General features: G+C 59.8%; 25 protein-coding genes and 1 riboswitch. Of the genes, 14 read left to right on the top strand and 11 right to left on the bottom strand.

Annotated features, from left to right (window positions below; translation table 11 throughout):
* Window positions 1-14: 14 nt before the first annotated feature.
* Window positions 15-365 carry a lysozyme inhibitor LprI family protein gene (locus tag BS627_RS14065; protein WP_077983828.1) on the bottom strand — a complete coding sequence of 117 codons (351 nt, stop codon included), beginning with the start codon at window positions 363-365 and terminating at the stop codon, window positions 15-17.
* A gap of 175 nt (window positions 366-540) precedes the next feature.
* Between BS627_RS14065 and BS627_RS14060 the strand changes: the two genes are divergently transcribed.
* Together BS627_RS14060 and BS627_RS14055 are read left to right on the top strand one after the other, a co-directional pair.
* On the top strand, window positions 541-1,947 hold the full coding sequence (locus BS627_RS14060; RefSeq protein WP_077983827.1) for a DegQ family serine endoprotease: 1,407 nt from the start codon (window positions 541-543) through the stop codon (window positions 1,945-1,947).
* Complete coding sequence (locus tag BS627_RS14055) at window positions 1,944-3,260, top strand: replication-associated recombination protein A (RefSeq protein ID WP_077983826.1); 1,317 nt, start codon at window positions 1,944-1,946, stop codon at window positions 3,258-3,260. The genes BS627_RS14060 and BS627_RS14055 overlap by 4 nt, the downstream gene beginning before the upstream one ends.
* A 112-nt stretch (window positions 3,261-3,372) precedes the next feature.
* Here the strand turns inward: BS627_RS14055 and BS627_RS14050 are convergent, their stop codons facing one another.
* On the bottom strand, window positions 3,373-3,687 hold the full coding sequence (locus BS627_RS14050; protein ID WP_077983825.1) for a DUF1883 domain-containing protein: 315 nt from the start codon (window positions 3,685-3,687) through the stop codon (window positions 3,373-3,375).
* A gap of 242 nt (window positions 3,688-3,929) precedes the next feature.
* On the opposite strand from BS627_RS14050, the gene BS627_RS14045 reads away from it, so the two are divergent.
* From BS627_RS14045 to BS627_RS14025, 5 genes are all read left to right on the top strand, one after another.
* Window positions 3,930-5,744 carry a methyl-accepting chemotaxis protein gene (locus BS627_RS14045; protein WP_077983824.1) on the top strand — a complete coding sequence of 605 codons (1,815 nt, stop codon included), beginning with the start codon at window positions 3,930-3,932 and terminating at the stop codon, window positions 5,742-5,744.
* Window positions 5,745-5,920: 176 nt separating this feature from the next.
* A complete protein-coding gene (locus BS627_RS14040; RefSeq protein WP_089153253.1) occupies window positions 5,921-7,204 on the top strand; it encodes an extensin-like domain-containing protein in 1,284 nt (427 codons plus the stop codon).
* 498 nt (window positions 7,205-7,702) lie between these two features.
* Window positions 7,703-8,524, top strand: coding sequence for a sulfite exporter TauE/SafE family protein (locus BS627_RS14035; RefSeq protein ID WP_077983823.1), 822 nt, complete (start codon window positions 7,703-7,705; stop codon window positions 8,522-8,524).
* A gap of 105 nt (window positions 8,525-8,629) precedes the next feature.
* The gene (locus tag BS627_RS14030; RefSeq protein WP_077983844.1) at window positions 8,630-9,556 is read left to right on the top strand and encodes an ABC transporter ATP-binding protein; all 927 of its coding nucleotides are present in this window, start codon (window positions 8,630-8,632) and stop codon (window positions 9,554-9,556) included.
* Window positions 9,553-10,314 carry an ABC transporter permease gene (locus tag BS627_RS14025; RefSeq protein ID WP_077983822.1) on the top strand — a complete coding sequence of 254 codons (762 nt, stop codon included), beginning with the start codon at window positions 9,553-9,555 and terminating at the stop codon, window positions 10,312-10,314. Before BS627_RS14030 ends, BS627_RS14025 begins: the two co-directional genes overlap by 4 nt.
* A gap of 156 nt (window positions 10,315-10,470) precedes the next feature.
* On the opposite strand, the gene BS627_RS14020 is transcribed toward BS627_RS14025, so the two are convergent.
* From BS627_RS14020 to BS627_RS14000, 5 genes are all read right to left on the bottom strand, one after another.
* Complete coding sequence (locus tag BS627_RS14020; RefSeq protein WP_077983821.1) at window positions 10,471-11,256, bottom strand: SDR family oxidoreductase; 786 nt, start codon at window positions 11,254-11,256, stop codon at window positions 10,471-10,473.
* Window positions 11,257-11,280: 24 nt separating this feature from the next.
* A complete protein-coding gene (locus BS627_RS14015; RefSeq protein WP_162520294.1) occupies window positions 11,281-12,240 on the bottom strand; it encodes a sugar-binding transcriptional regulator in 960 nt (319 codons plus the stop codon).
* A gap of 20 nt (window positions 12,241-12,260) precedes the next feature.
* Window positions 12,261-13,730, bottom strand: coding sequence for an FGGY family carbohydrate kinase (locus BS627_RS14010; protein WP_077983819.1), 1,470 nt, complete (start codon window positions 13,728-13,730; stop codon window positions 12,261-12,263).
* Between the two features lie 114 nt (window positions 13,731-13,844).
* The gene (locus BS627_RS14005) at window positions 13,845-14,801 is read right to left on the bottom strand and encodes a transketolase family protein (protein WP_077983818.1); all 957 of its coding nucleotides are present in this window, start codon (window positions 14,799-14,801) and stop codon (window positions 13,845-13,847) included.
* Window positions 14,801-15,610, bottom strand: a complete 810-nt coding sequence (locus tag BS627_RS14000; RefSeq protein ID WP_077983817.1) for a transketolase — start codon at window positions 15,608-15,610, stop codon at window positions 14,801-14,803. The genes BS627_RS14005 and BS627_RS14000 overlap by 1 nt, the downstream gene beginning before the upstream one ends.
* 439 nt (window positions 15,611-16,049) lie before the next feature.
* On the opposite strand from BS627_RS14000, the gene BS627_RS13995 reads away from it, so the two are divergent.
* The 4 genes from BS627_RS13995 (at window position 16,050) to BS627_RS13980 (ending at window position 20,494) form a co-directional block, all read left to right on the top strand.
* The gene (locus BS627_RS13995; RefSeq protein WP_077983816.1) at window positions 16,050-17,030 is read left to right on the top strand and encodes an ABC transporter permease; all 981 of its coding nucleotides are present in this window, start codon (window positions 16,050-16,052) and stop codon (window positions 17,028-17,030) included.
* Between the two features lie 133 nt (window positions 17,031-17,163).
* Window positions 17,164-18,093 (top strand): sugar ABC transporter substrate-binding protein, encoded by a 930-nt coding sequence (locus BS627_RS13990; RefSeq protein ID WP_077983815.1) that lies wholly within the window; start codon window positions 17,164-17,166, stop codon window positions 18,091-18,093.
* A 119-nt stretch (window positions 18,094-18,212) separates the two neighbouring features.
* The gene (locus BS627_RS13985; RefSeq protein ID WP_077983814.1) at window positions 18,213-19,691 is read left to right on the top strand and encodes a sugar ABC transporter ATP-binding protein; all 1,479 of its coding nucleotides are present in this window, start codon (window positions 18,213-18,215) and stop codon (window positions 19,689-19,691) included.
* Window positions 19,692-19,705: 14 nt separating this feature from the next.
* A complete protein-coding gene (locus BS627_RS13980; RefSeq protein WP_077983813.1) occupies window positions 19,706-20,494 on the top strand; it encodes an SDR family oxidoreductase in 789 nt (262 codons plus the stop codon).
* A gap of 196 nt (window positions 20,495-20,690) precedes the next feature.
* Here BS627_RS13980 and ribB read toward each other — a convergent pair whose 3' ends face one another.
* Window positions 20,691-21,332 carry a 3,4-dihydroxy-2-butanone-4-phosphate synthase gene (gene ribB, locus BS627_RS13975; RefSeq protein WP_077983812.1) on the bottom strand — a complete coding sequence of 214 codons (642 nt, stop codon included), beginning with the start codon at window positions 21,330-21,332 and terminating at the stop codon, window positions 20,691-20,693.
* Window positions 21,333-21,452: 120 nt separating this feature from the next.
* Window positions 21,453-21,603: riboswitch (FMN riboswitch) on the bottom strand.
* Between the two features lie 283 nt (window positions 21,604-21,886).
* Between ribB and BS627_RS13970 the strand changes: the two genes are divergently transcribed.
* Window positions 21,887-22,489 (top strand): hypothetical protein, encoded by a 603-nt coding sequence (locus BS627_RS13970; protein ID WP_077983811.1) that lies wholly within the window; start codon window positions 21,887-21,889, stop codon window positions 22,487-22,489.
* A gap of 264 nt (window positions 22,490-22,753) precedes the next feature.
* Here the strand turns inward: BS627_RS13970 and BS627_RS13965 are convergent, their stop codons facing one another.
* Genes BS627_RS13965 through BS627_RS13955 form a run of 3 tightly spaced genes read right to left on the bottom strand, consistent with a single transcriptional unit; the run spans window position 22,754 to window position 24,454 of the window.
* Window positions 22,754-23,461 carry a TIGR02281 family clan AA aspartic protease gene (locus tag BS627_RS13965; RefSeq protein WP_077983810.1) on the bottom strand — a complete coding sequence of 236 codons (708 nt, stop codon included), beginning with the start codon at window positions 23,459-23,461 and terminating at the stop codon, window positions 22,754-22,756.
* Window positions 23,458-23,649 (bottom strand): DUF1289 domain-containing protein, encoded by a 192-nt coding sequence (locus tag BS627_RS13960; RefSeq protein ID WP_077983809.1) that lies wholly within the window; start codon window positions 23,647-23,649, stop codon window positions 23,458-23,460. Before BS627_RS13960 ends, BS627_RS13965 begins: the two co-directional genes overlap by 4 nt.
* 19 nt (window positions 23,650-23,668) lie before the next feature.
* Window positions 23,669-24,454 carry an adenosylcobinamide-GDP ribazoletransferase gene (locus tag BS627_RS13955; RefSeq protein ID WP_077983843.1) on the bottom strand — a complete coding sequence of 262 codons (786 nt, stop codon included), beginning with the start codon at window positions 24,452-24,454 and terminating at the stop codon, window positions 23,669-23,671.
* Between the two features lie 152 nt (window positions 24,455-24,606).
* Here BS627_RS13955 and cobT point away from each other — a divergent pair, with 152 nt between their 5' ends.
* Both cobT and BS627_RS13945 read left to right on the top strand, forming a co-directional pair.
* The gene (gene cobT / locus BS627_RS13950) at window positions 24,607-25,641 is read left to right on the top strand and encodes a nicotinate-nucleotide--dimethylbenzimidazole phosphoribosyltransferase (protein ID WP_077983808.1); all 1,035 of its coding nucleotides are present in this window, start codon (window positions 24,607-24,609) and stop codon (window positions 25,639-25,641) included.
* A gap of 8 nt (window positions 25,642-25,649) precedes the next feature.
* On the top strand, window positions 25,650-26,054 hold the full coding sequence (locus tag BS627_RS13945; RefSeq protein WP_077983807.1) for a diacylglycerol kinase: 405 nt from the start codon (window positions 25,650-25,652) through the stop codon (window positions 26,052-26,054).
* The last annotated feature ends 2 nt before the right edge of the window (window positions 26,055-26,056 follow it).

The following is a 26,056-nucleotide window of genomic DNA, read 5'->3' as shown; positions in this document are numbered from 1 at the left end:
GGCAGGCTTAACGGTCAGAGCGGTCGATTGATGCTCTGGAAGGCTTCCCCGAGGCGCTTCATACGTTCCTCGTAAGAACGCGTCAGGCAAGCCACATCGGCTGCGCATTCCTGGCGTTGCTTCAGCCATTGGCTCTGTTCGTCGCGCAAAGTGTCACGCGCGCCCATCGCCATCAACTGGGTCAGAATGTCGAAGGTGGTGGCCATCTTCACATCCTGGTCGTTCAGCGCGCGGTTGTCACAGATCGCTTTTTCATCCGCCGCCAGATCGGGCTTGGCGCAATCGAAGCTTGCCGCGCTGGCCGGTGAGACGAGGGAGGATGTGAAAAGGATGCCGCAGGCAAGGAGGATCGGTTTCAGATGCATGGGTCGTCTCTTTTAAAGGGCAGTCAGGTGCCGGTGAAACCGAAAAGGGGCGCTGTTGGTTCCAATGTCGCCCGCCGATACCATGCCTGGAAAAGGACGGCCATCATCTTGCCGCTCTTTGCTTTACAGGCTTTGACGTTATAACTCCATCATACTGATGACGATGAGGAATCACATGCGAAGCGTGTTGAAGTATCTGTCCACCGGCTTTCTCGCCGCGCTCATTCTCCTGCCCGTGGGTGCTGCGGCGCAGGATAACAGGACCGTGCCGTCGAGCCACACGGAAATGCAGCTTTCTTTCGCGCCGCTGGTCAAGCGCACCGCAGGCGCGGTGGTGAATGTTTATGCCGAACGCGTCGTGCAACGGCGTCTGTCGCCGTTTGCTGGTGATCCTTTCTTCGAACAGTTCTTCGGCCAGCAGATGCCGAACCGTACGGAGAAGCAGTCATCGCTCGGCTCCGGCGTCATCGTGACCGCCGGCGGCCTCGTGGTGACCAACAATCACGTCATCGACGGCGCCGATGACATCAAGGTGGCGCTGGCGGATGGGCGTGAATTTTCGTCAAAGGTGCTGCTAAAGGATGATCGCGTCGATCTCGCCGTTCTGCAGATCGATGCGAAGGAACAGTTCCCGGTACTGTCGCTCGGAAATTCTGACAAGATCGAGGTCGGTGATCTGGTGCTCGCCATCGGCAATCCCTTCGGTGTCGGCCAGACGGTGACGAGCGGCATCGTTTCCGGCCTTGCGCGTAACCAGGTGACGCAGGGCGATTTCGGTTTCTTCATCCAGACCGACGCCTCCATCAACCCCGGCAACTCCGGCGGTGCGTTGATGAACATGGCGGGTGAGCTGATTGGCATCAACACGGCCATCTTCTCCAAGGGCGGCGGCTCGAACGGCATCGGTTTCGCCATTCCCGCCAATCTTGTCCGAGTTTTCGTCGCTGCCGCCGAGCGTGGCGATGCAAGCTTCCAGCGGCCCTATATCGGCGCAACTTTCGATCCGGTGACATCGGATGTCGCCGAGGCGCTTGGTCTGCATCGCGCCCGTGGCGCGCTGGTCGTCAGCGTCATCAAGGGTGGGCCGGCGGAGAAGGCGGGCATTGAGCCGGGGCAGGTGGTTACCGCCGTCAACGGCTTCGAGGTGGAGCATCCGGATGCGCTGGGTTATCGCCTGACGACCGCCGGCATCGGCAAATCCGCCGAACTGACCGTCATGGACAAGGGGAAAGAGAAGAAGGTGACCATCGCGCTCGATACCGCGCCGGAAACCGCACCGCGCGATGAACGGCTGATTGAGGGGCGCAATCCCTTCGCCGGCGCGACTGTCGCCAATCTTTCGCCAAAGCTTGCCGATGAATTGCGTATGCCGTCGCAGGTGACCGGCGTTGTCATTACCGATGTGAAGCGCGGTTCCCCGGCTTATCGTGTCGGTTTCCAGCCGAAAGACGTGATCCTGTCGCTGAACGGCGCGGATATCGGCACCACCGCCGCTGTCGAGAAGGCGCTGGACGACAATCCCGGCTTCTGGCGGGTGGAAATCCTGCGTGATGGGCAGCGCATCCGGCAGTTCCTGCGATGAGCGACGATCTCTTCGCCCCGCAAGTGCCCGTCGAGGTCGCCAACCGGCGGCCTCTTGCCGATCGTCTGCGTCCCAAGACGCTGGCGGAGGTGAGCGGGCAGCCGCATCTGACGGGCGAGGAGGGCGTGCTGCGCCGCATGATCGATAGCGGCTCACTGGGGTCGATGATCTTCTGGGGGCCGCCCGGCACCGGCAAGACCACGGTTGCCCGGTTGCTTTCCGGCGAAGCGGGGCTGGCTTTCGAGCAAATCTCGGCGATCTTTTCCGGTGTCGCCGATCTCAAGAAGGTTTTCGAGGCGGCGCGAACACGGCGGATGAATGGCCGGCAGACGCTGCTTTTCGTAGACGAGATTCATCGCTTCAACCGCGCCCAGCAGGACAGTTTTCTGCCTGTCATGGAGGACGGTACCATTATTCTGGTGGGCGCCACCACCGAAAACCCGTCTTTCGAACTCAATGCCGCTCTGTTGTCGCGGGCGCGTGTGTTGACATTCCGCTCGCATGACGAGGATAGCCTGAGCGAGCTTCTCAAGCGCGCCGAGGAGGCGGAGGGCAAGTCCCTGCCGTTGACGGAAGAGGCACGGGCCAGCCTGATCCGCATGGCCGACGGCGATGGCCGCGCCGTGCTGACGCTTGCCGAGGAGGTCTGGCGCGCGGCGCGCAAGGACGAGACCTTCGATACCGAAGGGCTGACGCGCATCGTGCAGCGCCGTGCGCCCGTTTACGACAAGAGCCAGGACGGCCATTACAATCTCATCTCCGCGCTGCATAAGTCGGTGCGCGGTTCGGACCCGGATGCGGCACTTTATTATCTCGCGCGCATGTTCGATGCCGGCGAGGACCCGCTTTATCTTGGGCGGCGGCTGGTCCGTATGGCCGTTGAGGATATCGGCCTTGCCGATCCGCAGGCTTTGACCGTCTGCAACGCCGCCAAGGACGCCTATGACTATCTCGGCTCACCCGAGGGTGAGTTGGCGCTGGCGCAGGCTTGCGTCTATCTCGCGACCGCGCCGAAATCGAACGCCGTTTATACCGCCTTCAAGTCGGCCATGCGGGCGGCCAAGGAAAACGGCTCGCTGGTGCCGCCGAAACATATTCTGAACGCGCCAACCAAGCTCATGAAGGGCGAGGGTTATGGCGATGGTTACCGTTACGACCATGATGAGCCGGATGCTTTTTCGGGGCAGGATTACTTCCCGGAGAAGATGGGGCGCACGACCTTTTACGATCCGCCGGATCGAGGCTTCGAAAGGGAAATCCGCAAGCGCCTCGACTGGTGGGCGAAGCTGCGTCGCGAGCGCGCGACGCGCTAGGGTTTGCGGCGTCCCGGCCGGAAAGTGCGCCGCGGGCGATCTTGAGAAAGAGATTCAAGTCGCTGGTAGATTGAGTCGGAAAATGGGCGTAACTGATTGTTTGTAAATGCGATCAGGACGCCTTGCGATGTGGCGCCGCCTGGGGCTGCGCGGGCAGCATCTTGACCGAGGATTCCGCCAGGCCGCTATGGCCTTCGGCATCGATCACCAGATGCCAGTGCAATGTCTCGGGAACGGCGATGCGGATCGGCGATTTTTTCGCGACGCCGCCGAGATATTTGAAATCGAGCAATTCGGTGAAACGCTGAAAATTGGCGCCCGTCATCAGCCGGACATTGTTGACGGCGGACAGGGATATTTCAAGGGTGGTGCCTGCCCGCAATTCCTTCAGGTCATAATGCGTATAGCGAAAATTCGGCCGGGCCATCGCGCGCCTCCCTGTAAAGTAATTTCGGTCAAAGAAGATAGGAGTCACACGGTTAACGGTGTCTTTAAATGCCGCCAGCTGGTTTGAAAATTCACGCGTGCTGTGCCTGTCCGGCATAAAAACGCCAAGGAATGTGAGGATAGAAGAATAATACCGACGTATAATAGGTGTATTTAATAATAATAAAGTTTTTCCCTTTAACATCAGCTGGTCGAAGTGCATCAGCGACGTCGAGGGGGAACATGAAAAACGTAACGATATCTATGCGCCTTTATGCGCTGGTCGCATTGTTTCTGGCAATATTGGTCGCGGCGCTGACATTCAGCCTGTTTGAGGGCTACAGTGAAATGGAGCGCGAGCGGAAATCCGGGCTCGCGGCCATGAACGAAACCGCTGTTGCCATTCTCGATCAATATTATCGGCTGGAGCAGGGCGGAAGCCTGACGCGGGAGGCGGCGCAACAGCAGGCCAAGACGACCATTGCAGCCATGCGCTATGGCAATGGCAGCGGCTATTTCTGGATCAACGACATGCATCCCAAAATGGTGATGCATCCGATCAAGCCCGAGATGAACGGCACGGACCTTACCGCCAACAAGGACCCGAACGGCAAGGCGCTGTTTGTCGAGTTCGTGAACACGGTCAAGGCGGGCGGCAAGGGCTTTGTCGATTATTACTGGCCGAAGCCCGGTGCGCCGGAGCCGGTCGAGAAATTTTCCCATGTCGCCGGTTTTGCTCCCTGGGGCTGGATTGTCGGCACCGGTGTTTATGTTGACGATCTTGAAGCGGTGTTCTGGCGCGAGGTCTATTTTAACGGCGGTCTGTGCATCGCCGCGGGTCTTCTGGTTATTGGCGTGGCAGCAGCCGTCGTGCGGAGCGTAACGCGGCCGATCGACCTCATCCGCCAAAGCATGCGGCGGATCGCCGATGGTGACGGCGCGGCAGATATCCAGTTCGCCGACCGTCGCAATGAAATCGGCGCGATTGCCAAGACGCTGCTGGTACTGCGCGACAGCGTCAATGAGCGCAGCGCGCTGCAGGCGCGGGAGGCGGATCAGCAGCGGGCGCTGGAGGAGGAGCGGCATGGTAACGAGATGGTTCTGCGCTCCGCATCCGAACGGCAGGCGCATGCCATGGAGCAATTGGGCAATGCGCTCGAAGCGCTTGCCAATGGCGATCTGACCGTCTCACTCAGAGATATTGGCGAGGATTACGAAAAGCTGCGCATGGACTTCAATCGTGCCGTCGGTGCGTTGCACGGTGCGATCGAGGCGATCGCCAGAACCGGGCATGTGGTCAATGACAGCGCCTCCGACATCAGCGGTGCGACCGGCAATCTTTCCCGCCGGACCGAACAGCAGGCGGCGGCGCTGGAGGAGACAGCGGCTGCTCTGGACGAGATCACCGCCACGGTGCGCACCGCTTCCGAGCGTGCCAACGAGGCCCGGCAGATGGTGCAGGACACGAAAACCAGCGCCGGCCGCTCGGGCGAGATCGTGCGCAATGCCGTCGACGCCATGGGCCGTATCGAGGAATCTTCGAAACGCATCGGCCAGATCATCTCGGTCATCGATGAAATAGCCTTTCAGACCAATCTTCTGGCGCTGAACGCCGGTGTGGAGGCGGCGCGTGCCGGCGAGGCCGGGCGTGGTTTTGCCGTGGTGGCGCAGGAGGTTCGCGAACTGGCGCAACGCTCCGCCAATGCGGCGAAGGAAATCAAGACCCTTATCAACCGTTCGGCCGAAGAAGTCGGCGGCGGTGTCGCACTCGTGCGCTCGACGGGCGATGCGCTGGAGGAGATCGTGGCGCTGGTCAATCGTGTCGACGGCCATGTGAACTCCATCGCCACGGCCGCGCGCGAGCAGGCAACGGGCCTGCAGGAGATCAACACCTCCGTCAACCACATGGACCAGATGACACAGCAGAATGCCGCCATGGTGGAAGAAACGACGGCGGCCAGCCAGACGCTCGCCGAGGAAAGCCGCCAGCTGCGCTCGCTGCTTTCGCGTTTCGAACTTGGACATGGTGCGGGGCGGGAGGTTTCGCGGGCCGCGTAATGTCAGGCATCTAGATCTGATTGAAAGGCGCGGTCCTGGCCGCGCCTTTTTGTTTTGAGCCTTCAGAACCAGCCATTCGTTATTTCCGGCAACCAATAAGGTTTCGTTTACCTCATTTCTTTAAAATTTATCCTGTATTGCCGCGAATTGCGGCCGCTGAAGGTACAGGTTCTCGTATGGCGTATGTTTCCCTTCCGCGTCGTCTTGTGACGTTGCTGATGATTTCCACGGTCATGGTGTCGTGTTCGGCGGAGGGCCTCGTGCCGCCGGCGGAGGTGGATGGCACCACGCGCGTCAGCGCCATCCGTTCCTCGCGGCAGCAAGGTTACAGCGCGCCGGCTGGTGCGGTGTATCAGGCCGAGCGGGCCGGGCAGGGTACCGATTATCCTGCCGCCGTCTCACAGCCGATGCCGGAGCCTTACGCTTCGCAGGACCCCCTGTTGCAATCGCCGCAGGGCGGGCAGGGTTATTCGACACTCGATTCCCAGCATCAGGCGCGCATGGCGGCCAGCGGCCATACAATTGGGCCGGCGCAGACCATGCAGGACCAGGCGATGCCGGCGCAGCAGATGGCCAGCAACCAGATCGCCGAAGGTGAAGGCGGCGTGAATATGGATTCCATGCTGGGCGTGGAGCCGGTTCGCGGACTTGCCGAAGAACAGGATGCGGATATCGCCGAAGGCGCTTCAGCGCAGCCGGTGGTGGATGGTATCGGTACGGATAATCCCGTGGCCGTCTCTCCGGCCCGCCAGACGCAACGGGCCAGCCAATCGCGGCTCGTCCCGCCGCCGCCGCTCGGCTCCTCTTCCCGTCGCCAGCCGGTGGAAGAAGTGGCCATGCTGATGCCTGATAATCCGATGGCGGGCGGCGGGCTGCAAAGCAACCGGTCCATGCCGCCCGGCGTCATGCCGCCTTCCGAAGTTGCCTGCCGCTCCGAACTTCGCCGTCTCGGCGTCGCTTTCCGTGATGTCGCGCGTATTGCTGACGGTCCGACCTGCGGTATCGACTATCCGATCGAACTCAGTGGCCTCGCCAGTGGTGTCGCCGTCCGGCCGGCAGTGAAGCTCAATTGCCAGGTCACGCTTGCCTTTGCGAAATGGGTGAAGTTCGAGCTCGTGCCATCCTCCCGCTTCCGTTACCTCTCCGGTGTCGGCCGCATCACGCCGATGGGCGGTTATTCCTGCCGCAAGATGAATTCGCGCTCCAGCAACCCGTGGTCAGAACATGCACGCGGTAATGCCATCGATATCGGCACCATCACGCTGAAGAACGGCAAGGAAATCGATGTTCGCAAGAAAAGCTTCTTCGCCTTCCGCGAAAAAGCGCTGCTGAAGGCGGTGAGGTCTGACAGCTGCAAATATTTCTCGACCGTTCTCGGACCGGGCAGCGATCCCAATCACTGGAACCATTTTCATTTCGACTTGCGCACGCGCAAGTCAGGTTACAGGCATTGCGATTAGGCCGCGCTGGTGGACGTTAACGGCTGAGTTTGAAAGCGTCTCCGCCGTCATGCTCGGGCCTGTACCGAGTAACTGCAACGTCGTTATTGGCGATATGTTGGCAGATCCTTGGCACAAGGCCGAGGATGACGTCGAATACGGAGTGCGGCTTGTTATCGGGCTGCCGCCGATGACATAGGCGGCGGATTTTTGGATCAGGCCGTAATGACGACGGTTGAGGATGCTTCTCTACCCGCTAACTCGATAATCGCCCGTCACACCCCCAAAAAAAAGACCGGCCCGAAGGCCGGTTGAAAAAGACAGCCTTATCGGGGGGATATCGGCGTCTTTGCAAGGGCATGCAATGGGAAAACGATCCCATAGAGTGGTCCATCCGGCGCGGATAGCGGCAAAAGACATCGCACCGTACTGACCTGCGGCCAACATGGCTTGCCGCACCTTTCAGATACGCTATGAGGGTCACATGTTTGTGACAACGGCCTTCGGGAGCCTGCCTTTATGCCCCCTGTTTCAGAGCTGATGGTCTTTGTTGCGGCGCTTGCGGCAGCGGGTGTGGTCGCCGGTCTTCTGGCGGGGCTATTCGGCATTGGTGGCGGCGCGGTGCTGGTGCCCGTCTTCTACCAGGTCTTTGGGCTGCTGGATGTGCCGGAGGCGGTGCGCATGCATCTGTCGCTTGGCACGTCGCTTGCCATCATCGTGCCCACTTCCATTCGTTCGTTCCTGGCGCATCGTCAGAAGGGCGCGGTCGATGTCGATCTGCTGAAGGGCTGGATTGTCGCCGTGCCGCTCGGCGCCATCCTCGCATCCGTGGTTGCTGCCCATGCCTCGAGCGTCGCGCTGCGGCTGATCTTCGCCTTCATCGCGCTGGTGCTCGCCTTCCGGATGATCTTCAACCGGGCGAGCTGGCATCTCGGCTCCGACCTGCCGAAAAATCCGGGCCGTTTTCTTGTTGGCACCGGCATCGGGCTCTTTTCCGGCCTGATGGGCGTGGGCGGCGGGGTGATGAACAATACCTTCATGACGCTTTACGGACGCACGATCCATCAGGCGGTCGCAACCTCTTCCGGTGTCGGCGTGCTGATTTCGCTGCCGGGGCTTCTGGGTTACATCTGGGCTGGCTGGGGTGATGCGGGCCTGCCGCCGTTTTCCACCGGTTTCATCAACTGGATCGCCGTGGTGTTGCTGATCCCCATCACGCTTGTCGTTGCGCCCTATGGCGCTAGGCTCGCCCATGCGCTCAGCAAAAAGCAGCTGGAGCGGGCCTTCGGGGTATTTCTGGTCTTCGTCGCAGCGCAGTTTTTCTACAGCATCTACAGCTGATTTTCCGTCTCTGCCGAACGCAGTGTTCGGTCCGCTGGGGTGGCATTTGCAACCTCTGCGGTCTATATGGCGATCATCTTACTCGGTTTTTCGAAAGAATTCGCCATGAATGCCATTGTTTCGATACGGAATCTGACAAAATCCTACGCAAACGGCTTTCAGGCGCTCAAAGGTGTCAGCCTCGATATCAAACAGGGGGAAATCCTCGCTCTTCTCGGTCCGAACGGTGCTGGCAAGACGACATTGATCTCGATTGTCTGCGGTCTCGTCAATCCGGGTGAAGGTTCGGTGCTTGTCGGCGGGCACGATGTGGTGAAGGATTTTCGCCAGACCCGCGCCCTGATCGGCCTCGTGCCGCAGGAGCTGACCACAGACCAGTTCGAGACGGTGTGGAACACCGTCAGCTTCTCGCGCGGCCTGCACGGGCAGAAGAAGAACCCGGAGCTGATCGAGCGTATCCTGAAATCCTTGTCGCTCTGGAACAAGAAGGACAATATGCTGCGGGAGCTTTCCGGCGGTATGAAACGGCGCGTGCTGATCGCCAAGGCGCTGGCGCATGAGCCGAAGGTTCTGTTCCTTGACGAGCCGACGGCCGGTGTGGATGTGGCGCTGCGCCGCGACATGTGGAATGTGGTTTCCGAGCTGCGCGCCAAAGGCGTCACCATCATCCTCACCACACATTACATCGAAGAGGCGGAAGAAATCGCCGACCGGGTGGGCGTCATCAATGGCGGCGAATTGCTGCTGGTGGAAGAAAAGACGGCGCTGATGAAAAAACTCGGCCGCAAGCAGCTTTTCCTGGAGCTTGCCCAGCCCGTGGAGCAATTGCCTGACAGTCTTGCGCCCTTCGGTCTGACGCTTTCCGATGACCGCTCCACCATCACTTATGAAATCGAGGATAATGGCGAGCAGGTCCGCATCGCGGATGTTCTGAATGCCCTTTTCGCCGCCAACATCCATTTCAGGGATATTTCCACGCGGCAGAGTTCGCTTGAGGATATTTTCGTTTCGCTGGTGGGAGGCCAGAAATGAACTTCGAAGCCATCAAGGCCATCTATCTGTTCGAAATGGCGCGCACGCGTCGCACCCTGCTGCAAAGCGTGGTCTCGCCCGTCATTTCCACCTCCCTTTATTTCATCGTCTTCGGAACCGCGATCGGTTCGCGGATTCAGGAAGTTGGCGGAGTTTCCTATGGCGCCTTCATAACGCCCGGTCTCATCATGCTGACGTTGCTGACGCAATGTATCGGCAACGGGTCCTTCGGCATTTATTTCCCGAAATTCACCGGCACGGTCTATGAGATATTGTCCGCGCCCGTATCGATGACGGAAATTGTCGCCGGCTATGTCGGGGCGGCGGCGACCAAGGGCCTGATGATCGGGACGATCATTCTGATAACGGCGACCTTCTTCGTGGATATCACGATTGCTCATCCGTTCATGATGGTGCTGTTTTTCGTGCTGACGGCTGTCAGTTTCAGCCTGTTCGGCTTCATCATCGGCATCTGGGCGACGAATTTCGAGCAGCTGAACCTTATTCCCATGCTGGTGGTGCCGCCTTTGACTTTCCTTGGCGGCAGCTTCTATTCCATCGACATGCTGCCGCCCTTCTGGCAGACGGTCAGCCATTTCAATCCGGTGCTTTATCTCATCAGCGGTTTCCGCTGGAGTTTTTATGAGATCGCCGACGTCAATCCCGCCATCAGCCTTGCGATGATCACGCTGTTTCTGGCGCTGTGCCTCGGTGTTGTTAGCTGGATCTTCAAGACGGGGTATAGGCTGCGCAACTGACGGCTCAATCGTTAGAGATAGCGGAAAGCTTCCCCTCACACGCTACGTCATCCTCGGGCTTGTCCCGAGGATCTGCAACCGATTGATTTTATTGGACGTGATTAGATCCTCGGGACAAGCCCGAGGATGACGGAGGAGAGGCTTTAGCAAGCCCCTTTACGACATGATCAAGCCACCATCGACATTGATGGTCTGGCCGGTGATATAAGCCGCATCGTCCGACGCCAGAAATGCCACCAGTGCGGCCACTTCGGCGGGGGTTCCGGCGCGGCGCATGGGGATGTTGCGCACCCATTCGGCCATCAGTTCGCCGGGCTTGTACTCACCCAGCATCTGGCCCCAGACGCGGTCGTTATAGTCCCACATTTCGGTGTGGATGATGCCGGGGCAGATGGCGTTGACGGTAATGCCCTCAGGCGCGAGCTCCTTGGCAAGACTTTGCGTCAGGCCCACAACGCCGAATTTTGAGGCGGCATAATGCGGTGTATAGATGAATCCCTGACGCGCCTGACCCGAGGCGGTGTTGACGAGGCGGCCTTTGGTGCCGCTTGCGCGGAAGCGGCGGATCGCTTCCTGGCAGCAGAGGAACGCGCCCTTGGTGTTGACGTCAAGATTGAAGTCCCACTGTTCCTGCGTCAGCTCTTCGATTTTCGAAATGGTGATGACGCCGGCATTCTGGACGGAAATGGAAAGCGGGCCGATCGCCTCTTCGGCGGCGCCATAGGCCTCGCGCACCGCTGCCGCGTCGCGCACATCGAGGATGACGCCATGGGTAACGGTGCCGGTTTCGTCCGCCAGTTTTCTGGCGGCGTCATGCGTGTCCTTGTCGACTGAGGCGATGGCGACTTTTGCGCCTTCATCGGCAAAACGGCGGGCTATGCCGTAACCGATGCCCTTGTTGCCTCCGGTCACGAATACGGATTGACCTTCAAAGCGCCTCATGTCTCCTCCTTTATGGGAACTTGGCTATGTTTCCTGACCGACGAGTCGTTCGGCAGTGAATTTGTCGGTGACGAGCACATCGATCACACCGGTTCTGAGCGCCCCGGCAATGGCCTCTGTCTTCTTCGAGCCGCCGGCGAGCGCAATGACACGGTCGACATTCGAGAGGTTTTCCAGCGGCAGGCCGATGACCCGGTCATCGAGCGGCGTCTTTACCGGTTTGCCTTGCCTGTCGAAGAATCGTAGAGATATGTCGCCCACGGCGCCTGCCTGGGCGAGATCGGCCAGTTCCTTGGCGGAAAAGATGTTGCCGGAGCGGGCGAGAAGTTCCGATGGCTCCACCGCGCCGACGCCGACGATGGCGAGAGTGATGGACCCGAAGAGATCGATGGTTTCGCGCACGAAGGGGTCTGCGAGCATCAGAAGCTTGGCTTCCCGCGAAGTGGCGACGCCGGGTACTGGCAGCAGCTTTGGTTCGGCCTCCGTCAGCCGCGCCAGCCGGGTGGTGATCTGGGTCGCATGAGTCTGGACCGAGGGATCGCCCATGCCGCCCAGCGTCTGGACGATATAACGTGCCTTGGCGCCTTTAAGCGGGTGGATGTTTTCCACCATCTTGAAGATCGTCTGGCTCCAGCTGGAAACGCCGATGATCTCGTTCTGCGACAGCGTCACTTCGAGAAAGTGCGCGGCCGCTTCACCGATGCGAGCCATGATGGCGCCGTCACGGTCCTCGCTGCAATCGACAACGATGGCCTCCGGCAGGTCGAAACGTTCGCGCAGCTGCGCCTCCAGATCGCTATAGGTGCCGGGTGGGGGAATGATGCTGGTGCGGACGATGCCTTCCGCCTCCGCACGCTTCAGCATGCGCGAGACGGTGGCTTGGGAAAGGTTGAGATGCTGGGCGATTTCCGCCTGACGTTTATGCTCGCTGAAATACATCTGCGCCACGCGGGAAATCATTCGAAGTTCGTTTAGCCTGCCCATAAGCCCTCCAGGGTGAATTTTTATTCACCATTACCCGAGGTTACAGGCAAGGTCGAGCGGGCAATCGCATCGCGCCAGATGCCAAGCCGCTGCCGGCTTTCGCCGTTTGCCGGCGCGATCGTGTTGCCTTGGCTGGCAAGGGCGGCGATGGCCGTAAGATCGCTCCAGAAACCGAGGGCGAGGCCGGCGAGATAGGCCGCACCCAGCGCGGAGGCTTCCGGCGCATCGCGCTGGATGACCGGGTGTTCCAGCATATTGGCGACGCACTGCATCAGGAAACGGTTCTGGCTCGGCCCGCCATCCACGAACAGCCGTCCAAAGCCCGAAGGCGATTGCGCGCGCATGGCGGCGAATACGTCGTGGACCTGAAAGGCGATGGAATCGGTGACGGCGCGGGCCATCTGGGCGCGGGTGGTGCTGAAATTGATCTGAGAGAAAAGCCCACGTGCATTCGTATCCCAATAGGGCGCACCGAGACCCACGAAGGCCGGCACGAAACCGGGGCCGTTTGGCTCGGCAGTGGCGGCAAGCTCGACAAGGGCCGCGACATCGGGCAGGCCGAGGATATCCGTCATCCAGGGCAGGGAGGCGGCCGAGACGAGAATATTGCCTTCGAAGGCGAAGGTTGGTTTGCCGCCCAGCCGCCATGCGACGGTCGTCGTGATGCCGCGTTCGGGCGCGATGAAATGCGGAAGCGTCGTCATGACGGAGGAACCGGTGCCGAAGGTCACCTTGCCGTCGCCGGGGTTAAATGCGCCATGGCCGAAAAGGGCGGCGTGGCTGTCACCGATGGCGGCGAGGATCGGCGTACCATCCTTGATGCCGGGAACGCCTGATGTGACGCCAAAATCGCCGCTGCTGTCGCGCAGGTCTGGCAGTGTGTTGATGTCGATGCCAAAGAGCTCGCAAAGCTCCTCGCTCCAGACTTGGCGGTTGAGATCGAGCACCTGGCTGCGGGCGGCGTTGGAGGCATCGCAGGCATGGACCTTGCCGCCTGTGAAGCGATGGATGAGCCAGCTATCGATGGTGCCGAGGCGGAGCTGGCGCCCTTGCGGCGCGCGCTCCAGCAGCCAGCGCATTTTTGCGCCCGGAAACATCGGGTCAATCGGCAGGCCGGTCAGCGCCATCACACGCTTGGAATGGCCCTTTTCGATCAGTTCGGCGCAGTCCTGCGCCGTGCGGCGGCATTGCCAGCTGAGCACTGGTCCGAGCGGCTCGCCGGTTTCGCCGTCCCAGATGGTCACGGATTCGCGCTGGTTGGAAATGGCGATGGCTACGACATCGACGTCAGAGGGTGCGGCGGCAAGGCAGGCGGAGATCGCTTCACAGACCGAGGCCCAGATGCGCTGCGGTTCCTGTTCCACCCAGCCGGGCTGCGGATAGGCGATGCCGACGGGCGATGAGCCGCGCGCCAGCAATTCGCCGGTTTCTGAAACAAGAATGGCCTTGGAATTGGTGGTGCCCTGATCGATGGACAAAATAGCGCGCATGATGGGTCTTTCGTCGGCAGTTTTTCGTTTCTGCCTTGCGGCGATTCAACGACGATATTGCAGAAAGGGTGTCACCGCGCATCCGAAGACACGCGACGACTCTGGGAGGAGACCTTATTTTCTCTTGATCAGCGCTTCAGCGGCATCGGCAATGGCGGACGGTGCCATGCCGAATTCATCGAGCAGCCATTCGGCTGAACCGGTATGGGCGAAGACGCCGGGAACGCCGAGACGCTTCATCGGCACAGGTGCATGATCGACCACGACTTCGGCGACGGCTGAACCGAGGCCGCCGAAGATCGAATGTTCCTCGGCCGTCAGGATCGCGCCGGTTTCCTTTGCTGCTGCTACGATGGCCGCCTCATCAATGGGACGCACCGTTGCCATGTTCAGTACGCGCACCTTGACACCGCGGCTGGCCAGAATATCGGCGGCCTTGACGATACGGTGCGTCAGCGTGCCGTTGGCAATCAGCGTCAGGTCGGAACCCTCGCGCAACAGGTTGGCGCGGCCGAGTTCGAAGACGTGACCTTCCGGCAGCAGGTCCGGCACGCCGACACGCGACAGGCGCAGGAAGCAGGGGCCGGCATAGTCCGCCGCCCATTTGACGGCGGCTGCCGTTTCGATACGGTCGCAGGGGGCGATTACCGGCAGGTTCGGCAGAACGCGGGTCCAGGCGAAGTCCTCGATGGAATGATGCGTCGGGCCGAGTTCGCCATAGGCCATGCCGGAGGAGATGCCGACCAGCTTCACATTGGCGTTCGAATAGGCAAGGTCCGCCTTGATTTGCTCCAGCGCGCGGCCGGTGAGGAAGCAGGATGCGCCGCAGACGAAGGGCAGCTGGCCGCCATTGGCGAGGCCGGCGCCAACGCCGACCATGTTCTGTTCAGCAATGCCGACATTGACGAGGCGCTCGGGGAATTTCGACTTGAAGCCGCCGAGCTTCGAAGAGCCGACCGAATCGTTGCAAACGGCGACGACCTTGTCATTGTTGGTAGCCAGCGCTTCCAGTGTCTCGGCGAAAGCGTCGCGGCAGTCATACAGCTTGGCGGCGGTTACGGGCGCGTTCATCACAATGTCTCCGAAAGTTCTTTGACGGCGATTTCATATTGTTCCCTGCTCGGAACCTTATGGTGCCAGTCGACACGGTCCTGCATGAAGGAAATGCCGTGACCCTTGTTGGTGTGGGCGACGATGCAATGCGGGCGGTCGCCGCGATGCTCCAGCGCCGGCACGACGTCCGCCATGGCGTTGCCGTTGATTTCGCTCACTTCCCAGCCGAAAGCCTCGAGCTTCGGGCGGAGCGGCGCGATATCATTGGTTTCCGAGAGCGCCGCACCCTGCTGGAAGCGGTTGTGGTCGACGATCAGCGTCAGATTGTTCAGGCCGAACTGCGCTGCGGACATGATGGCTTCCCAGTTGGAGCCTTCCTGCATCTCGCCGTCGCCGGTCATGACATAGGTGTGATAGTCCGCACCGGAAAGCTTGGCCGCCTTGGCCATGCCGACGGCAACAGGCAATCCATGGCCGAGCGGGCCGGTATTGGTTTCCACACCCGGCACCTTGTTGCAGTTCGGATGGCCGTTGAGACGCGAATTCGGCTGCAGGAAGGTCGAGATTTCCTCTTCCGGAATGAAGCCGCGCTTGGCCAGTGTCACATAAAGCGCACAGGCCGTATGGCCCTTGGAAAGCACGAAACGGTCGCGGGTAGGGTTCTTCGGATCATCCGGCCAGATGCGCAGGACGCGGAAATAAAGGGCTGTCATGATGTCGATAGCCGACATTTCGCCGCCGACATGGCCCGCACCCGCTTCAAAAACAGCCTGTACGTCGCGAAGGCGAATCTGGCGCGCAATGCGCTCTAGCTCCTGGGGCTGCATGGAATCCTCTTCAAAACATGCGTGTGAATATTTATACAGATGTTTATATAATTGCAGAGATGGCGTTTCTGTCAAGCCGGAATTGTGGATTGTCTTGTTTCGGTCGAGCCGTTCTGTTCCGGTGTCGCAGAATTTTTCTTACGGAAGGATATTCGCGGCGTCCTCATCCCCGAATTTGTAACAGGGATTCCGCCAGCCAAAGTCCTGGGGTCGAAAGGACTCCTTCCGCCTCTTAGACGCGCGTCGGCTGGTTTCCTGTGACAGGCACAGGAATGAGGACAGGAACGTAAGTCGACCGCCTTGCCATCCTCCGCAGGGTCCCTTCTGCCATTAACGCCCTATTGACAAGCTTCGCGGAACTGGCTTATGCATGTTTCACCGGTCATGAATAATTATTCTAATCGGTTTAAAAAGTGCAAGGCAGTCACCGGGAGGAGCCATGTCCGCGATTGAACGCAACGAGGGGGTCACGCATACCAGGAGCCCGCTTGCCTGGCTGAGCGGCGCGACCGGACCTCTTTTGGGCCTGCTGCTGCTCTGCGTGTTTCTGACCTTCGCCAGCGAGAATTTCCTCTCGCTCAGAAATGGTCTCAACATTCTCGACCAGATCACCGTTCTCGGCATCATGGCCGTTGGCATGACCTTCGTGATCCTGCTCGGCGGCATCGATCTGTCCGTCGGCTCGGTGCTGGCGCTGTCGATGATGATCATGGGCTGGACGGCCAATGTCGCGGGCATGCCGATGGGCATGGCCATCGTGCTGGCGCTGATTGCCTCTGCCGCCTGCGGCCTTGTTGTCGGTATTCTGGTTACGGCCTTTCGGGTGCCGGCGTTCATTGCTACGCTGGCCATGATGTCTGTGGCGCGTGGTCTCGCCAACATGATCACGGACGGACAGCAGATCGTCGGGTTTCCCGACTGGTTCATGATGCTGGCGATTGAGCGCCATTTCGGCGTGCTGACCGCGACCGTGCTACTGATGCTGATCGTGGTGCTGGTTTCCTGGGCTTTCCTGCGTTTCCGCTCCGAGGGCCGTACCGTCTATGCGGTGGGCGGTAATCCGGAAGTGGCGCGTCTTGCCGGCATCAACGTGCCGCTAGTGACGATTTGCGTTTATGTCGCCTGCGCGGTTCTTGCCGGTCTTGCCGGCATCGTTCTTGCCGCACGTCTCGACTCGGTTCAGCCCTCCAGCGGCTTCGGTTACGAGCTGGATACGATTGCGGCCGTTGTCATCGGTGGAACCTCGCTTTCGGGCGGTGCGGGCGGCATCGGCGGAACGCTGATCGGCGTGCTGATCATCGGCGTGCTGCGCAACGGCCTCAACCTGCTCAACGTCTCTCCCTTTCTCCAGCAGGTCATCATCGGTGTGGTCATCGTGCTGGCCGTGGGTGCTGAAACATTGCGTCGCCGCAGAAGCTGAATTTGCCTGCGGACGGTGCTGAGCCGTCCGCGCAATAAACGACCCTCCCGGCATGGGAGGCGTGAAAAAACGGCCGGAGGGGAGGAGGTTTGATCTGCCCGAAGGTCAAAAATCAACAAATGGAGGAATAATCATGAAATTTTCACGCATTCTGCTGACATCCGCCGCACTTCTCGCCCTGTCGCTTGGCTCTGCCAATGCCGCAGAAGTCAAGAAGATCGGCCTTGCCGTCGCCAATCTGCAGGCGAACTTCTTCAACCAGATCAAGCAGGCCGTCGAAGCCGAAGCCAAGACGCGCGGCATTGCCGTCGTTACCGTCGACGCCAAGGGCGACGGCCCGACGCAGGTCAACCAGATCCAGGATCTGCTGACCCAGAATATCGATGCGCTGATCTATATCCCGGCCGGTGCCGCCGCCGCGACCGTTCCGGTGAAGCTTGCCAAAGCCGCCGGCGTTCCGGTCATCAATATCGACCGCAATGCCGATGGCGCGCCGGGCGATACCTTCCTCGCCACCGATTCCGTCGCTTCCGCCAAGGCGGTTTGCGATTACATCATCAAGCAGGCTGGCGGTTCGGGCAAGATGGTCATCATTCACGGCCAGAAGGGCACGACACCGGAAGTCGACCGCACCAAGGGCTGCATGGAATCGGTAAAGGCCAATTCCGGCGTGAAGATCGTTGCCGAACAGTGGTCCAACATGTGGAGCCAGGACGAAGGCTTCCAGATCATGCAGAACATGCTGCAGGCCAATCCTGATGTCTCGATCGTCTTTGCGCAGGCGGACGGTCTGGCGCTCGGCGCGGCACAGGCGATCAAGGTCGCCAACCCTTCGCAGAAGATCGTCGTCGGTGGCTTCGATGGTGACACGGCCGCGCTTGAGGCGCTGAAGAACGGTGTGTTCGACGTGACCGCGACACAGCAGACCCAGAAGATGGGCCGCATGGCTGTTGACATGGCGGTCAAGATCGTCGGCGGCGAGAAGGTTCCGGCGGTGCAGCTCTCCGATGCGACGCTGACCACCAAGGAAAATGTCGAAGGCTTCATCGCCAACCATCCTTGATCCCTATGCCCCGCGCGTCCGACTGGATGCGCGGGGCATTCATTGGTTTGTCTTTACGCAATTTCGGACACGGAGCCGTGGTGTATCGCCACTGCGATTATGTCCTGGGAGGTCCCGTCATGCGCGAGCCGGTTCTTTCGCTCCGTGGCATCAGCAAACGTTACGGTCCGCTCGAGGTTCTGAAAGCCGTCGATCTCGACGTCTATCCGGGCGAGGTGGTCGCGTTGCTGGGTGAAAACGGTGCGGGCAAGTCCACGCTGTCCGGCATCATCGCCGGTTCGCGCGAGCCGTCCGAGGGCAAGATGACGTGGCTCGGTGAGCCCTTTGCGCCGTCGTCGCCACGCGAGGCGATCGACAAGGGTGTCGTCCTCATTCATCAGGAATTGAAGCTTCTGCCGGAGCTTTCCATCGCCGAAAACGTCTTCATTGGCCGCTGGCCGATGAAAAACGGGGTTGTCGACCGCGCCGAGATGGTGCGCAGAGCCCAGCAGCAGCTGGCGCGCCTCAACCTCCACATTCCCGCAACCCGCAAGGTGGCGGGTCTCTCGACCGCGAACCAGCAACTGATCGAAATCGCCAAGGCGCTGGCGCTGGATGCTAAACTCCTGATCCTCGACGAGCCGACGGCCGCACTTGGCGGTGCGGAAACGCAGGCGCTGTTCGAGCAGGTGCGCAAGCTGCGCGCCGAGGGCGTGGGCATCATCTATATTTCCCACCGCATGGAAGAGATCAAACAGATTACCGACCGTATCGTCGTGTTGCGCGACGGCGAGCGGGTGCATGAATTTGCCGACAGCGCGACGCCGGTGCGCACCATTGTTGAAAGCATGGTCGGCCGCTCGCTGGAACGCCTGTTCCCGGCGCTGCCGGAGCCGCAGGACAAGACGGTGCTGGAAGTGAAACGGTTGACTGGCGCGGACAATGCTTTCCGCGACATCAGCTTCAGCGTCCGCGCCGGTGAAATCCTTGGTATTGCCGGTTTGATCGGCGCGGGACGCACCGAGTTGGTGCGGGCCATTTCCGGTGCCGATCCGACTTGTGCGGGTGAGGTCCTGCTTGACGGAAAGGTGCTGACGCTGAAAAGCCCGGCAGACGCTATCGCCAAGGGCATCGTCATGGTGCCGGAAGACCGCAAGTTGCAGGGGCTGGTGGTGGAGCACGAGATCGGTGAAAACCTGATCTATGCCAATCTCGACCGTGTCGGCACCGGCTGGATCACGCCGCGCATCAAGCGCGCCTTTACAAAAGAGGCCATCGCCAGATTTGGGGTCAAGGGCCGTAGCGAACAGCCTGCCTCCGATCTTTCCGGTGGCAACCAGCAGAAGGTGGTCATCGCCAAATGGCTTGCCCGAAATCCGCGCGTGGTGGTGCTGGACGAGCCGACGCGCGGCATCGATGTCGGCGCGCGCGCGGGAATCTACGATATCATTGTCGGTCTGGCGAAAGACGGCGTGGCCGTCATCGTCGTCAGCTCCGATCTGGAAGAGGTGCTGGGCGTTTCGAACCGCATTCTCGTGCTCGCGCAGGGAAAACAGGCCGGCATCCTCAACCGCGACGAAGCAAACGATGTCTCGGTCATGGAACTGGCGACGATCTGAAGAAGGAAATAAAAATGTCCACCATCACCCTCAACGCGCCGAAATTGTTCGATCTTTCCGGTCAGGTGGCGCTTGTCACCGGCGCCGGCTCGGGCATCGGCCAGCGTATTGCCATGGGGCTTGCCCAGTCGGGCGCCAATGTCGCGCTGCTTGATCGCTGTACCGATGACGGTCTGGCGCAGACGGCTGATTTCATCGCCAAGGCCGGGCGCAAGTCGATCCAGATTGCTGCCGATGTCACCAGCAAGCAGGCGCTGACTGAAGCGGTTGCCCGCACGGAGGCAGAACTCGGCGCACTTTCGCTCGCCGTCAATGCGGCCGGCATCGCCAATGCCAATCCGGCCGAGGAGATGGAAGAAAGCCAGTTCCAGACGATGATGGATATCAACCTGAAAGGCATTTTCCTCTCCTGCCAGGCGGAAGCCAATGCCATGCTGAAAAACGGCCGCGGCGCAATCGTCAACATTGCCTCCATGTCGGGCGTCATCGTCAATCGCGGGCTGATGCAGTGCCATTACAATGCCTCGAAGGCAGGCGTCATCCACATGTCGAAATCCATGGCGATGGAGTGGGTGGGGCGCGGCATCCGCGTCAACACCATCTCGCCGGGCTACACGGCGACGCCGATGAATACGCGGCCGGAAATGGTGCACCAGACCAAGCTGTTCGAAGAGCAAACGCCAATGCAGCGCATGGCGGGCGTGGATGAGATGGTCGGTCCGGCGATCTTCCTGCTGTCAGATGCGGCTAGTTTCGTGACGGGCGTGGATCTGCTGGTGGATGGCGGTTTCTGCTGCTGGTAGGGTTTTCGACGCGGAAGTATTGAGCTTCCTGGTCTGATAAACATGGACGTCCGTGCCAACCGACGGTTCACCACACTCCACGTCATCCTCGGGTCAAGCCCGAGGATGACGGAGCTGGGAGGTTTCAGCACTTCAGTTACCGATTTCACGCCCGGCTTGCGCCGGGCGTTTTCGTACTCACAACACGAGCAGCAGCTCACGCAACCTGCTTCTGCGCCACTTCCTCGACAACCTCGCCCTTGAGGTAAGCGACAAGGTCCTTGATGGTCACGACGAGCAGGCCGTGGCGTTCGGCGAAAACCTTGAGCTGGGGCAGGCGGGCCATCGTTCCGTCGTCATTGGCGACTTCGCAGATGGTGCCGGAGGGGTATTTTCCGGCGAGGCGGCAGAGGTCCACGGCGGCTTCGGTATGACCGGTGCGGCCAAGGACGCCCTGAGGGTTGGCACGCAGCGGGAAGATGTGGCCGGGACGGGCGAAATCTTCCGGGCGCGATTCCTCGGAGACCAGCGCGCGAACAGTCTTTGCCCGGTCGGCGGCGGAAATGCCGGTCGTGGTGCCTGGAATATAGTCCACCGAGACGGTGAAGGCCGTTTTGAGGGATTCGGTATTGCGCGACACCATCAGCGGAATGTCGAGCGCATCAAGACGCTCGCCCGGCATGGCGACGCAGATCAACCCGCGCGCATGGTTCATCATGAAGGCGATCTGTTGTGGGGTGATGCTGTCGGAGGCGGCGATGATATCGCCTTCATTTTCGCGGTCTTCGTCGTCAACGACAATCACCATCTCGCCACGGGAAATGGCTTCGATGGCGTCTTCAATTCTAGCAATGGTCATTTTCTTTCAAGCCTTTCAAGGGTTATGCCGTTTTGCGGCATTTTCGCGCTTAGAGAAGCGCCAAATATCCCTTGGGCGAACAATGCAATGCGGAGCCCGCTCACGCGCGTGCGTCCTATGCCTTGTCCTCTTCCATCCGGACTATACCGTCGGCTCCGGCCTCTCACCGGATCTGCTGACCTTCCGGCTTTGGAGACCGGAAGCGCTCGCGGGCTCCGGGAAAAATCCCGATACCGCCGGTGGGGAATTGCACCCCGCCCTGAGAACGGAACCAACATAATTTATCCAATGGGGAGGAATCAAGGGGCGATGGTTCGTCGAACAAGAATCGCACAGAAAGAAATCTCTCGGAAAATGGTTCCTGCGAGCATTTTATTTCAGCGTGGTTCAGGTCGAGTTCCTGCTCAATATTTCCGTCGAAACAGGCCCGATATTGGTGTAAAAAATCGTTGCCCGCCATTTGAATTGTTATATTTATATTGTTAATTTTGTTTGTGATTTTTATATTTCATTTATTAAAAGTAAATATAATTTATATTTAAAAGGATTTTTGCATGTCAGCGACGCAGCAAATATCTGAAAGTCCGCAATTGCTCGCCGCGATGGTCGCGGCGTCCACTGATTTTACACTGTGGATACTTGGACAGTTTGTAGCGGTTGGGGTAGGATTCTGGAAAAAGTCCCGAGAAAAAGAGAAATTTATTAGGTCTCTCTATGCTGAGATCGACTTTAATACAGCCGATATGGCGATCTTTCTTGTCGCGCCTATTTCCTATGTGACTTTCAGGGAGCGTATCATGGAAAACAAAGATTTCGTTCCGCACATTACAGATGCACGACACACCCATTTCTATCTGAAGAATATCGATTCAATATCGGCCACTGGAAGAGAGTATATTGGCGATGTCGTCTATTTCTATGGTGTTCTGGATAAAATTCGCGCCAAGATAGATGGAATATACCGGAAGAGTTTCACCAATATTTCACTCGAGGGTCGAGAAAGTGCCATTCGCAGCCTCTACGAACACGCGGAAGAGGCAAAGAAAACCGGCGAGAATCTTTTGCAGACGATGGAACGAAAATACAGGGGATACAAACTAAAGCGAAAAATCCGTTCGCCGGGCATCTCAAAAAAACAAAAAGCGCCGAAACCATAGTTCGACGCTTCGCTTCTTACAGTGGAAGCACGCTTAGATCAAAGTAGGATAGGATCTGGACCGATCATGTTGAGAACTCCCGCGTTGAATATGTAATCTTGTCTCATGATCAGTGTGGCATGTCAATGATTTGCCGAAGTGACAAAATTTGCGAGTAAGCCGCCGGTTTCAGCGGTCAGTGTCGGCCAACCTTTCCCTCGTTACTTCACATATATTGTGATGAAAGCGTTTGATCGCAAGATAGGGGCCTTCTCCGAGAGAAGCTTACCGATCCCGCAACCGCAATTCATCGGTCTGCATCTGCAGTGAGCCGAGCGTCGACAGGAAGCTCATGCCGAGCAGGCTCTGGCCCAATTGGCCATCCTGCGCGACGAGGGCGGGGATGTTGCGTCTGGCTATGGGGCCGATGCCGATTTCGGAGAGCGTAACGGGGGCAGCCGCCGTGCGGCCATTCGCGGTCATGACAGGTACGGTATAGCGGAGGTTTGTGGTGTCGATGCCGATTGCTGCCGCATCCGCATTGGCGAGGACCACCGAGCTTGCGCCGGTATCGACCAGCATATGGATCGTCTTGCCCTCGACGGTGACATTCGCCTCGAAATGGCCGCTCATCGATTTATGCAGCACGATCTCCTGTTCACCGCCTGATGTCGTCACCACCACGGCACGACCGGGCATCAGGCCGCCGAGCAGCCGGTCGCCGAAGGATTGCAGATCGTAGCGATAGAGATAGAGCGAGACGAGGCCGAGAATGATGACGAGCCAGACAGCGAGCTGGCGGATGACGGTACTGAGGCTGCCGCGTCTTCCCGCCAGAATGCCGGCGGATAACAGGCCGGCAATCGGCAGAAGATAAAGCACGTGGGCGAATTGATCATTGTCGATGCCGAGCGTTCGGCCGCCGTCGTGATTGATGAGAAGCAGGCCAAGGCCGACGGCCAGCAGAAGGAGAACGATGGTCAGCCTGTTCATGCGGTATGTGTCTCCTTGGCGGTCTTGGGCAGGTTTGCCAGTCTTTGCGGCAGCAACATCATGATATCGCGCCTCTTCTCGTCGCTATATCCCGCCCAGCCGCCGATTTCATCCAGCGTACGGCCGCAGCCGATGCAGAGGCTCACGGTTTCATCGAGGCGGCAGATATGAATGCAGGGTGTTTCCATGATGATTTATATCAGGCCGTCACGCTGCAAGGGCAAGGGCGACGAGAATCACGATCTCCGTGATCTGCTGGCAGGCGCCGATGGTGTCGCCGGTATGGCCGCCGATCTTGCTGTCGCAGAGCCTGCCGAAAAACGCCGCCGCCAGAAAGGCTGCCGCCAGCACAAGGGCAATCGACAGAAGAGGCAGGGCGTGCAGCGTGAAGAGTGTGAAAAGCAGCAGCCCGATCACCAGCGCAATGTTGCGCTCGTTTTTTCCCGGCTGGCCGGCGCCGGCAGCGATGCCGGAGGTTTTGGCAGCGGGCAGGGACTGCCAGTGCCACACCATCGGGGCGCGGCTGAGGACGAGTGCGGCAATCAGGCAGGCGGCGGCGGTTTTTCCCGGCAGGGTCTCGACCAGCGATGCGAGTGCCGTGGCGCGCAGCGCGAAGGACAGGACGATGGCGATGGTGCCATAGCTGCCAATGCGGCTGTCTTTCATGATCTCAAGGGTGCGGGCCTTGTCCTTGCCGCTGCCGAAACCGTCAGCCGTGTCGGCCAGCCCGTCCTCATGCAATGCGCCTGTGATGAGCGCTGTCAGGCCGATGGCAAGCCAGCCCGTGAGCTGCGGTGACGCGTCGAAACCGGCGAAAACCACCACCAGGAAAGCGGCGGGCAGGGCGATCAGCAGGCCGGCGGCTGGAAAGGCGCGGGCAGTGCGACGCATCGACACGCCGTCGGTATTGTCGAAAAACCGTGAGGGAACCGGCAGGCGGCTGAGAAAGGCAACGGAATGCATGACATCTGTTATAAAATCCCCGGCCCTCATGCTCTCTCCGTTGCAGTCGCTGCATTTCCGGTTGTTCCGCGGCGCATCCGCGATTATGAGAGGCGCAACAAAGACCGATTTGCCGGAAAACACAAGTTCCGGACGCATGAGCCGATGCGAAAGCCAACCCGGCGATGAGAGAGACAGATATCATGAGCATGAGCGGATTGCCCTTCGACGATTTTCGCGCGCTGCTGCGCGAGCTTCCCGGCCCGGATACCCATGCGCTTGTGGCGGCCAAGGAGCGCAATGCGCAGCTGACCAAGCCTGCCGGTTCGCTCGGACGTCTGGAAGAAATCGCCATGTGGCTCGCCGCATGGTCCGGCCGTTCGCCCGCCGTCACCCGTCCGCTGGTGGCGATCTTCGCCGGCAACCACGGCGTCACCCGGCATGGGGTTACGCCCTATCCGACATCGGTTACCCAGCAGATGGTGGAAAATTTCGCCGCAGGTGGCGCGGCGATCAACCAGATCTGTGTTGCCAATGATCTCGGCTTGAGAATCTTCGACCTGGCACTCGATTATCCGACCGGCGACATTACCTGCGAGCCGGCACTTTCGGAGCGCGACTGTGCCGCCACCATGGCCTTTGGCATGGAGGCGATTGCCGGCGGCACCGATCTTCTCTGCGTCGGCGAAATGGGTATCGGCAACACGACGATTGCCGCCGCCATCAATCTGGCGCTCTACGGCGGCACGGCGGAAGAATGGACCGGTCCCGGCACCGGCTCGGAAGGCGAGGTCATGGCCCGCAAGATCGCCGCCGTGAAGGCAGCGGTGGAGTTCCACAAGGACCATCTGTCCGATCCGCTCGAAATCATGCGCCGCCTCGGCGGGCGTGAGATTGCGGCGATTGCCGGTGCGATCCTTGCGGCGCGCGTGCAGCGCATCCCCGTCCTGATCGACGGTTATGTGGCGACGGCTGCTGCCGCTCTCCTCAAGGCTGCCAATCCTTCGGCGCTCGACCATTGCCTGATCGGCCATGTCTCGGGTGAGCCGGGCCATCTGGCCGCCGTTGAAAAACTTGGCAAGACGCCGCTCCTGGCGCTTGGTATGCGTCTCGGTGAAGGCACGGGGGCAGCGCTTGCCGCCGGTATCGTCAAGGCCGCCGCCGCCTGCCATTCCGGCATGGCGACGTTCGAAGCGGCGGGTGTGGACACCCGTATCAGCTCCCGCACCGACCACTGAGGCCGAAGATGGACGCGACGCCGCAAAGCCCGAAACCGGAACCCGTCTTTCGCAAGGAAAAAGGCTGGCGGCATCTTCTTGCCGCCGCGCGTTATTCCGTGCAGGGGCTTGGCCGTCTGTGGCAGGAGGCAGCGTTTCGTCATGAGGTTCTCGCCTTCGGCGTCGGGCTTGCCCTGCTTCTTGCGGTCGGCTCACCCTTTGCGCATCTTCTTGTTTTCACGGTGCTGATGCTGCTGCTGTTTTCGGTGGAGGCGTTGAATACGGCTATTGAGGAGCTGGTGGACCGCATTTCGCCGGAAATCTCCTCCGTTGGACGGCATGCAAAGGACCTTGGCTCCTTTGCCGTCTTCTGCCTGTTGATGGCGAACGGATTTTTCGTGCTGTATTCGCTGGTGACGACGCTGTTCTTCTAAGG

It is taken from the genome of Agrobacterium salinitolerans (assembly GCF_002008225.1).
GTDB classification, from domain to species: Bacteria; Pseudomonadota; Alphaproteobacteria; order Rhizobiales; family Rhizobiaceae; genus Agrobacterium; species Agrobacterium salinitolerans.
The sequence above is the reverse complement of the archived record's forward strand: the minus strand, read 5'-3'. Positions and strand labels throughout refer to the sequence as shown.

Coding starts and splice junctions, on each gene's coding strand:
- BS627_RS14065 (WP_077983828.1), bottom strand. CDS start 365: ATGCATCTGAAACCGATCCTCCTTGCCTGCGGCATCCTTTTCACATCC.
- BS627_RS14060 (WP_077983827.1), top strand. CDS start 541: ATGCGAAGCGTGTTGAAGTATCTGTCCACCGGCTTTCTCGCCGCGCTC.
- BS627_RS14055 (WP_077983826.1), top strand. CDS start 1,944: ATGAGCGACGATCTCTTCGCCCCGCAAGTGCCCGTCGAGGTCGCCAAC.
- BS627_RS14050 (WP_077983825.1), bottom strand. CDS start 3,687: ATGGCCCGGCCGAATTTTCGCTATACGCATTATGACCTGAAGGAATTG.
- BS627_RS14045 (WP_077983824.1), top strand. CDS start 3,930: ATGAAAAACGTAACGATATCTATGCGCCTTTATGCGCTGGTCGCATTG.
- BS627_RS14040 (WP_089153253.1), top strand. CDS start 5,921: ATGGCGTATGTTTCCCTTCCGCGTCGTCTTGTGACGTTGCTGATGATT.
- BS627_RS14035 (WP_077983823.1), top strand. CDS start 7,703: ATGCCCCCTGTTTCAGAGCTGATGGTCTTTGTTGCGGCGCTTGCGGCA.
- BS627_RS14030 (WP_077983844.1), top strand. CDS start 8,630: ATGAATGCCATTGTTTCGATACGGAATCTGACAAAATCCTACGCAAAC.
- BS627_RS14025 (WP_077983822.1), top strand. CDS start 9,553: ATGAACTTCGAAGCCATCAAGGCCATCTATCTGTTCGAAATGGCGCGC.
- BS627_RS14020 (WP_077983821.1), bottom strand. CDS start 11,256: ATGAGGCGCTTTGAAGGTCAATCCGTATTCGTGACCGGAGGCAACAAG.
- BS627_RS14015 (WP_162520294.1), bottom strand. CDS start 12,240: ATGGGCAGGCTAAACGAACTTCGAATGATTTCCCGCGTGGCGCAGATG.
- BS627_RS14010 (WP_077983819.1), bottom strand. CDS start 13,730: ATGCGCGCTATTTTGTCCATCGATCAGGGCACCACCAATTCCAAGGCC.
- BS627_RS14005 (WP_077983818.1), bottom strand. CDS start 14,801: ATGAACGCGCCCGTAACCGCCGCCAAGCTGTATGACTGCCGCGACGCT.
- BS627_RS14000 (WP_077983817.1), bottom strand. CDS start 15,610: ATGCAGCCCCAGGAGCTAGAGCGCATTGCGCGCCAGATTCGCCTTCGC.
- BS627_RS13995 (WP_077983816.1), top strand. CDS start 16,050: ATGTCCGCGATTGAACGCAACGAGGGGGTCACGCATACCAGGAGCCCG.
- BS627_RS13990 (WP_077983815.1), top strand. CDS start 17,164: ATGAAATTTTCACGCATTCTGCTGACATCCGCCGCACTTCTCGCCCTG.
- BS627_RS13985 (WP_077983814.1), top strand. CDS start 18,213: ATGCGCGAGCCGGTTCTTTCGCTCCGTGGCATCAGCAAACGTTACGGT.
- BS627_RS13980 (WP_077983813.1), top strand. CDS start 19,706: ATGTCCACCATCACCCTCAACGCGCCGAAATTGTTCGATCTTTCCGGT.
- ribB (WP_077983812.1), bottom strand. CDS start 21,332: ATGACCATTGCTAGAATTGAAGACGCCATCGAAGCCATTTCCCGTGGC.
- BS627_RS13970 (WP_077983811.1), top strand. CDS start 21,887: ATGTCAGCGACGCAGCAAATATCTGAAAGTCCGCAATTGCTCGCCGCG.
- BS627_RS13965 (WP_077983810.1), bottom strand. CDS start 23,461: ATGAACAGGCTGACCATCGTTCTCCTTCTGCTGGCCGTCGGCCTTGGC.
- BS627_RS13960 (WP_077983809.1), bottom strand. CDS start 23,649: ATGGAAACACCCTGCATTCATATCTGCCGCCTCGATGAAACCGTGAGC.
- BS627_RS13955 (WP_077983843.1), bottom strand. CDS start 24,454: ATGAGGGCCGGGGATTTTATAACAGATGTCATGCATTCCGTTGCCTTT.
- cobT (WP_077983808.1), top strand. CDS start 24,607: ATGAGCATGAGCGGATTGCCCTTCGACGATTTTCGCGCGCTGCTGCGC.
- BS627_RS13945 (WP_077983807.1), top strand. CDS start 25,650: ATGGACGCGACGCCGCAAAGCCCGAAACCGGAACCCGTCTTTCGCAAG.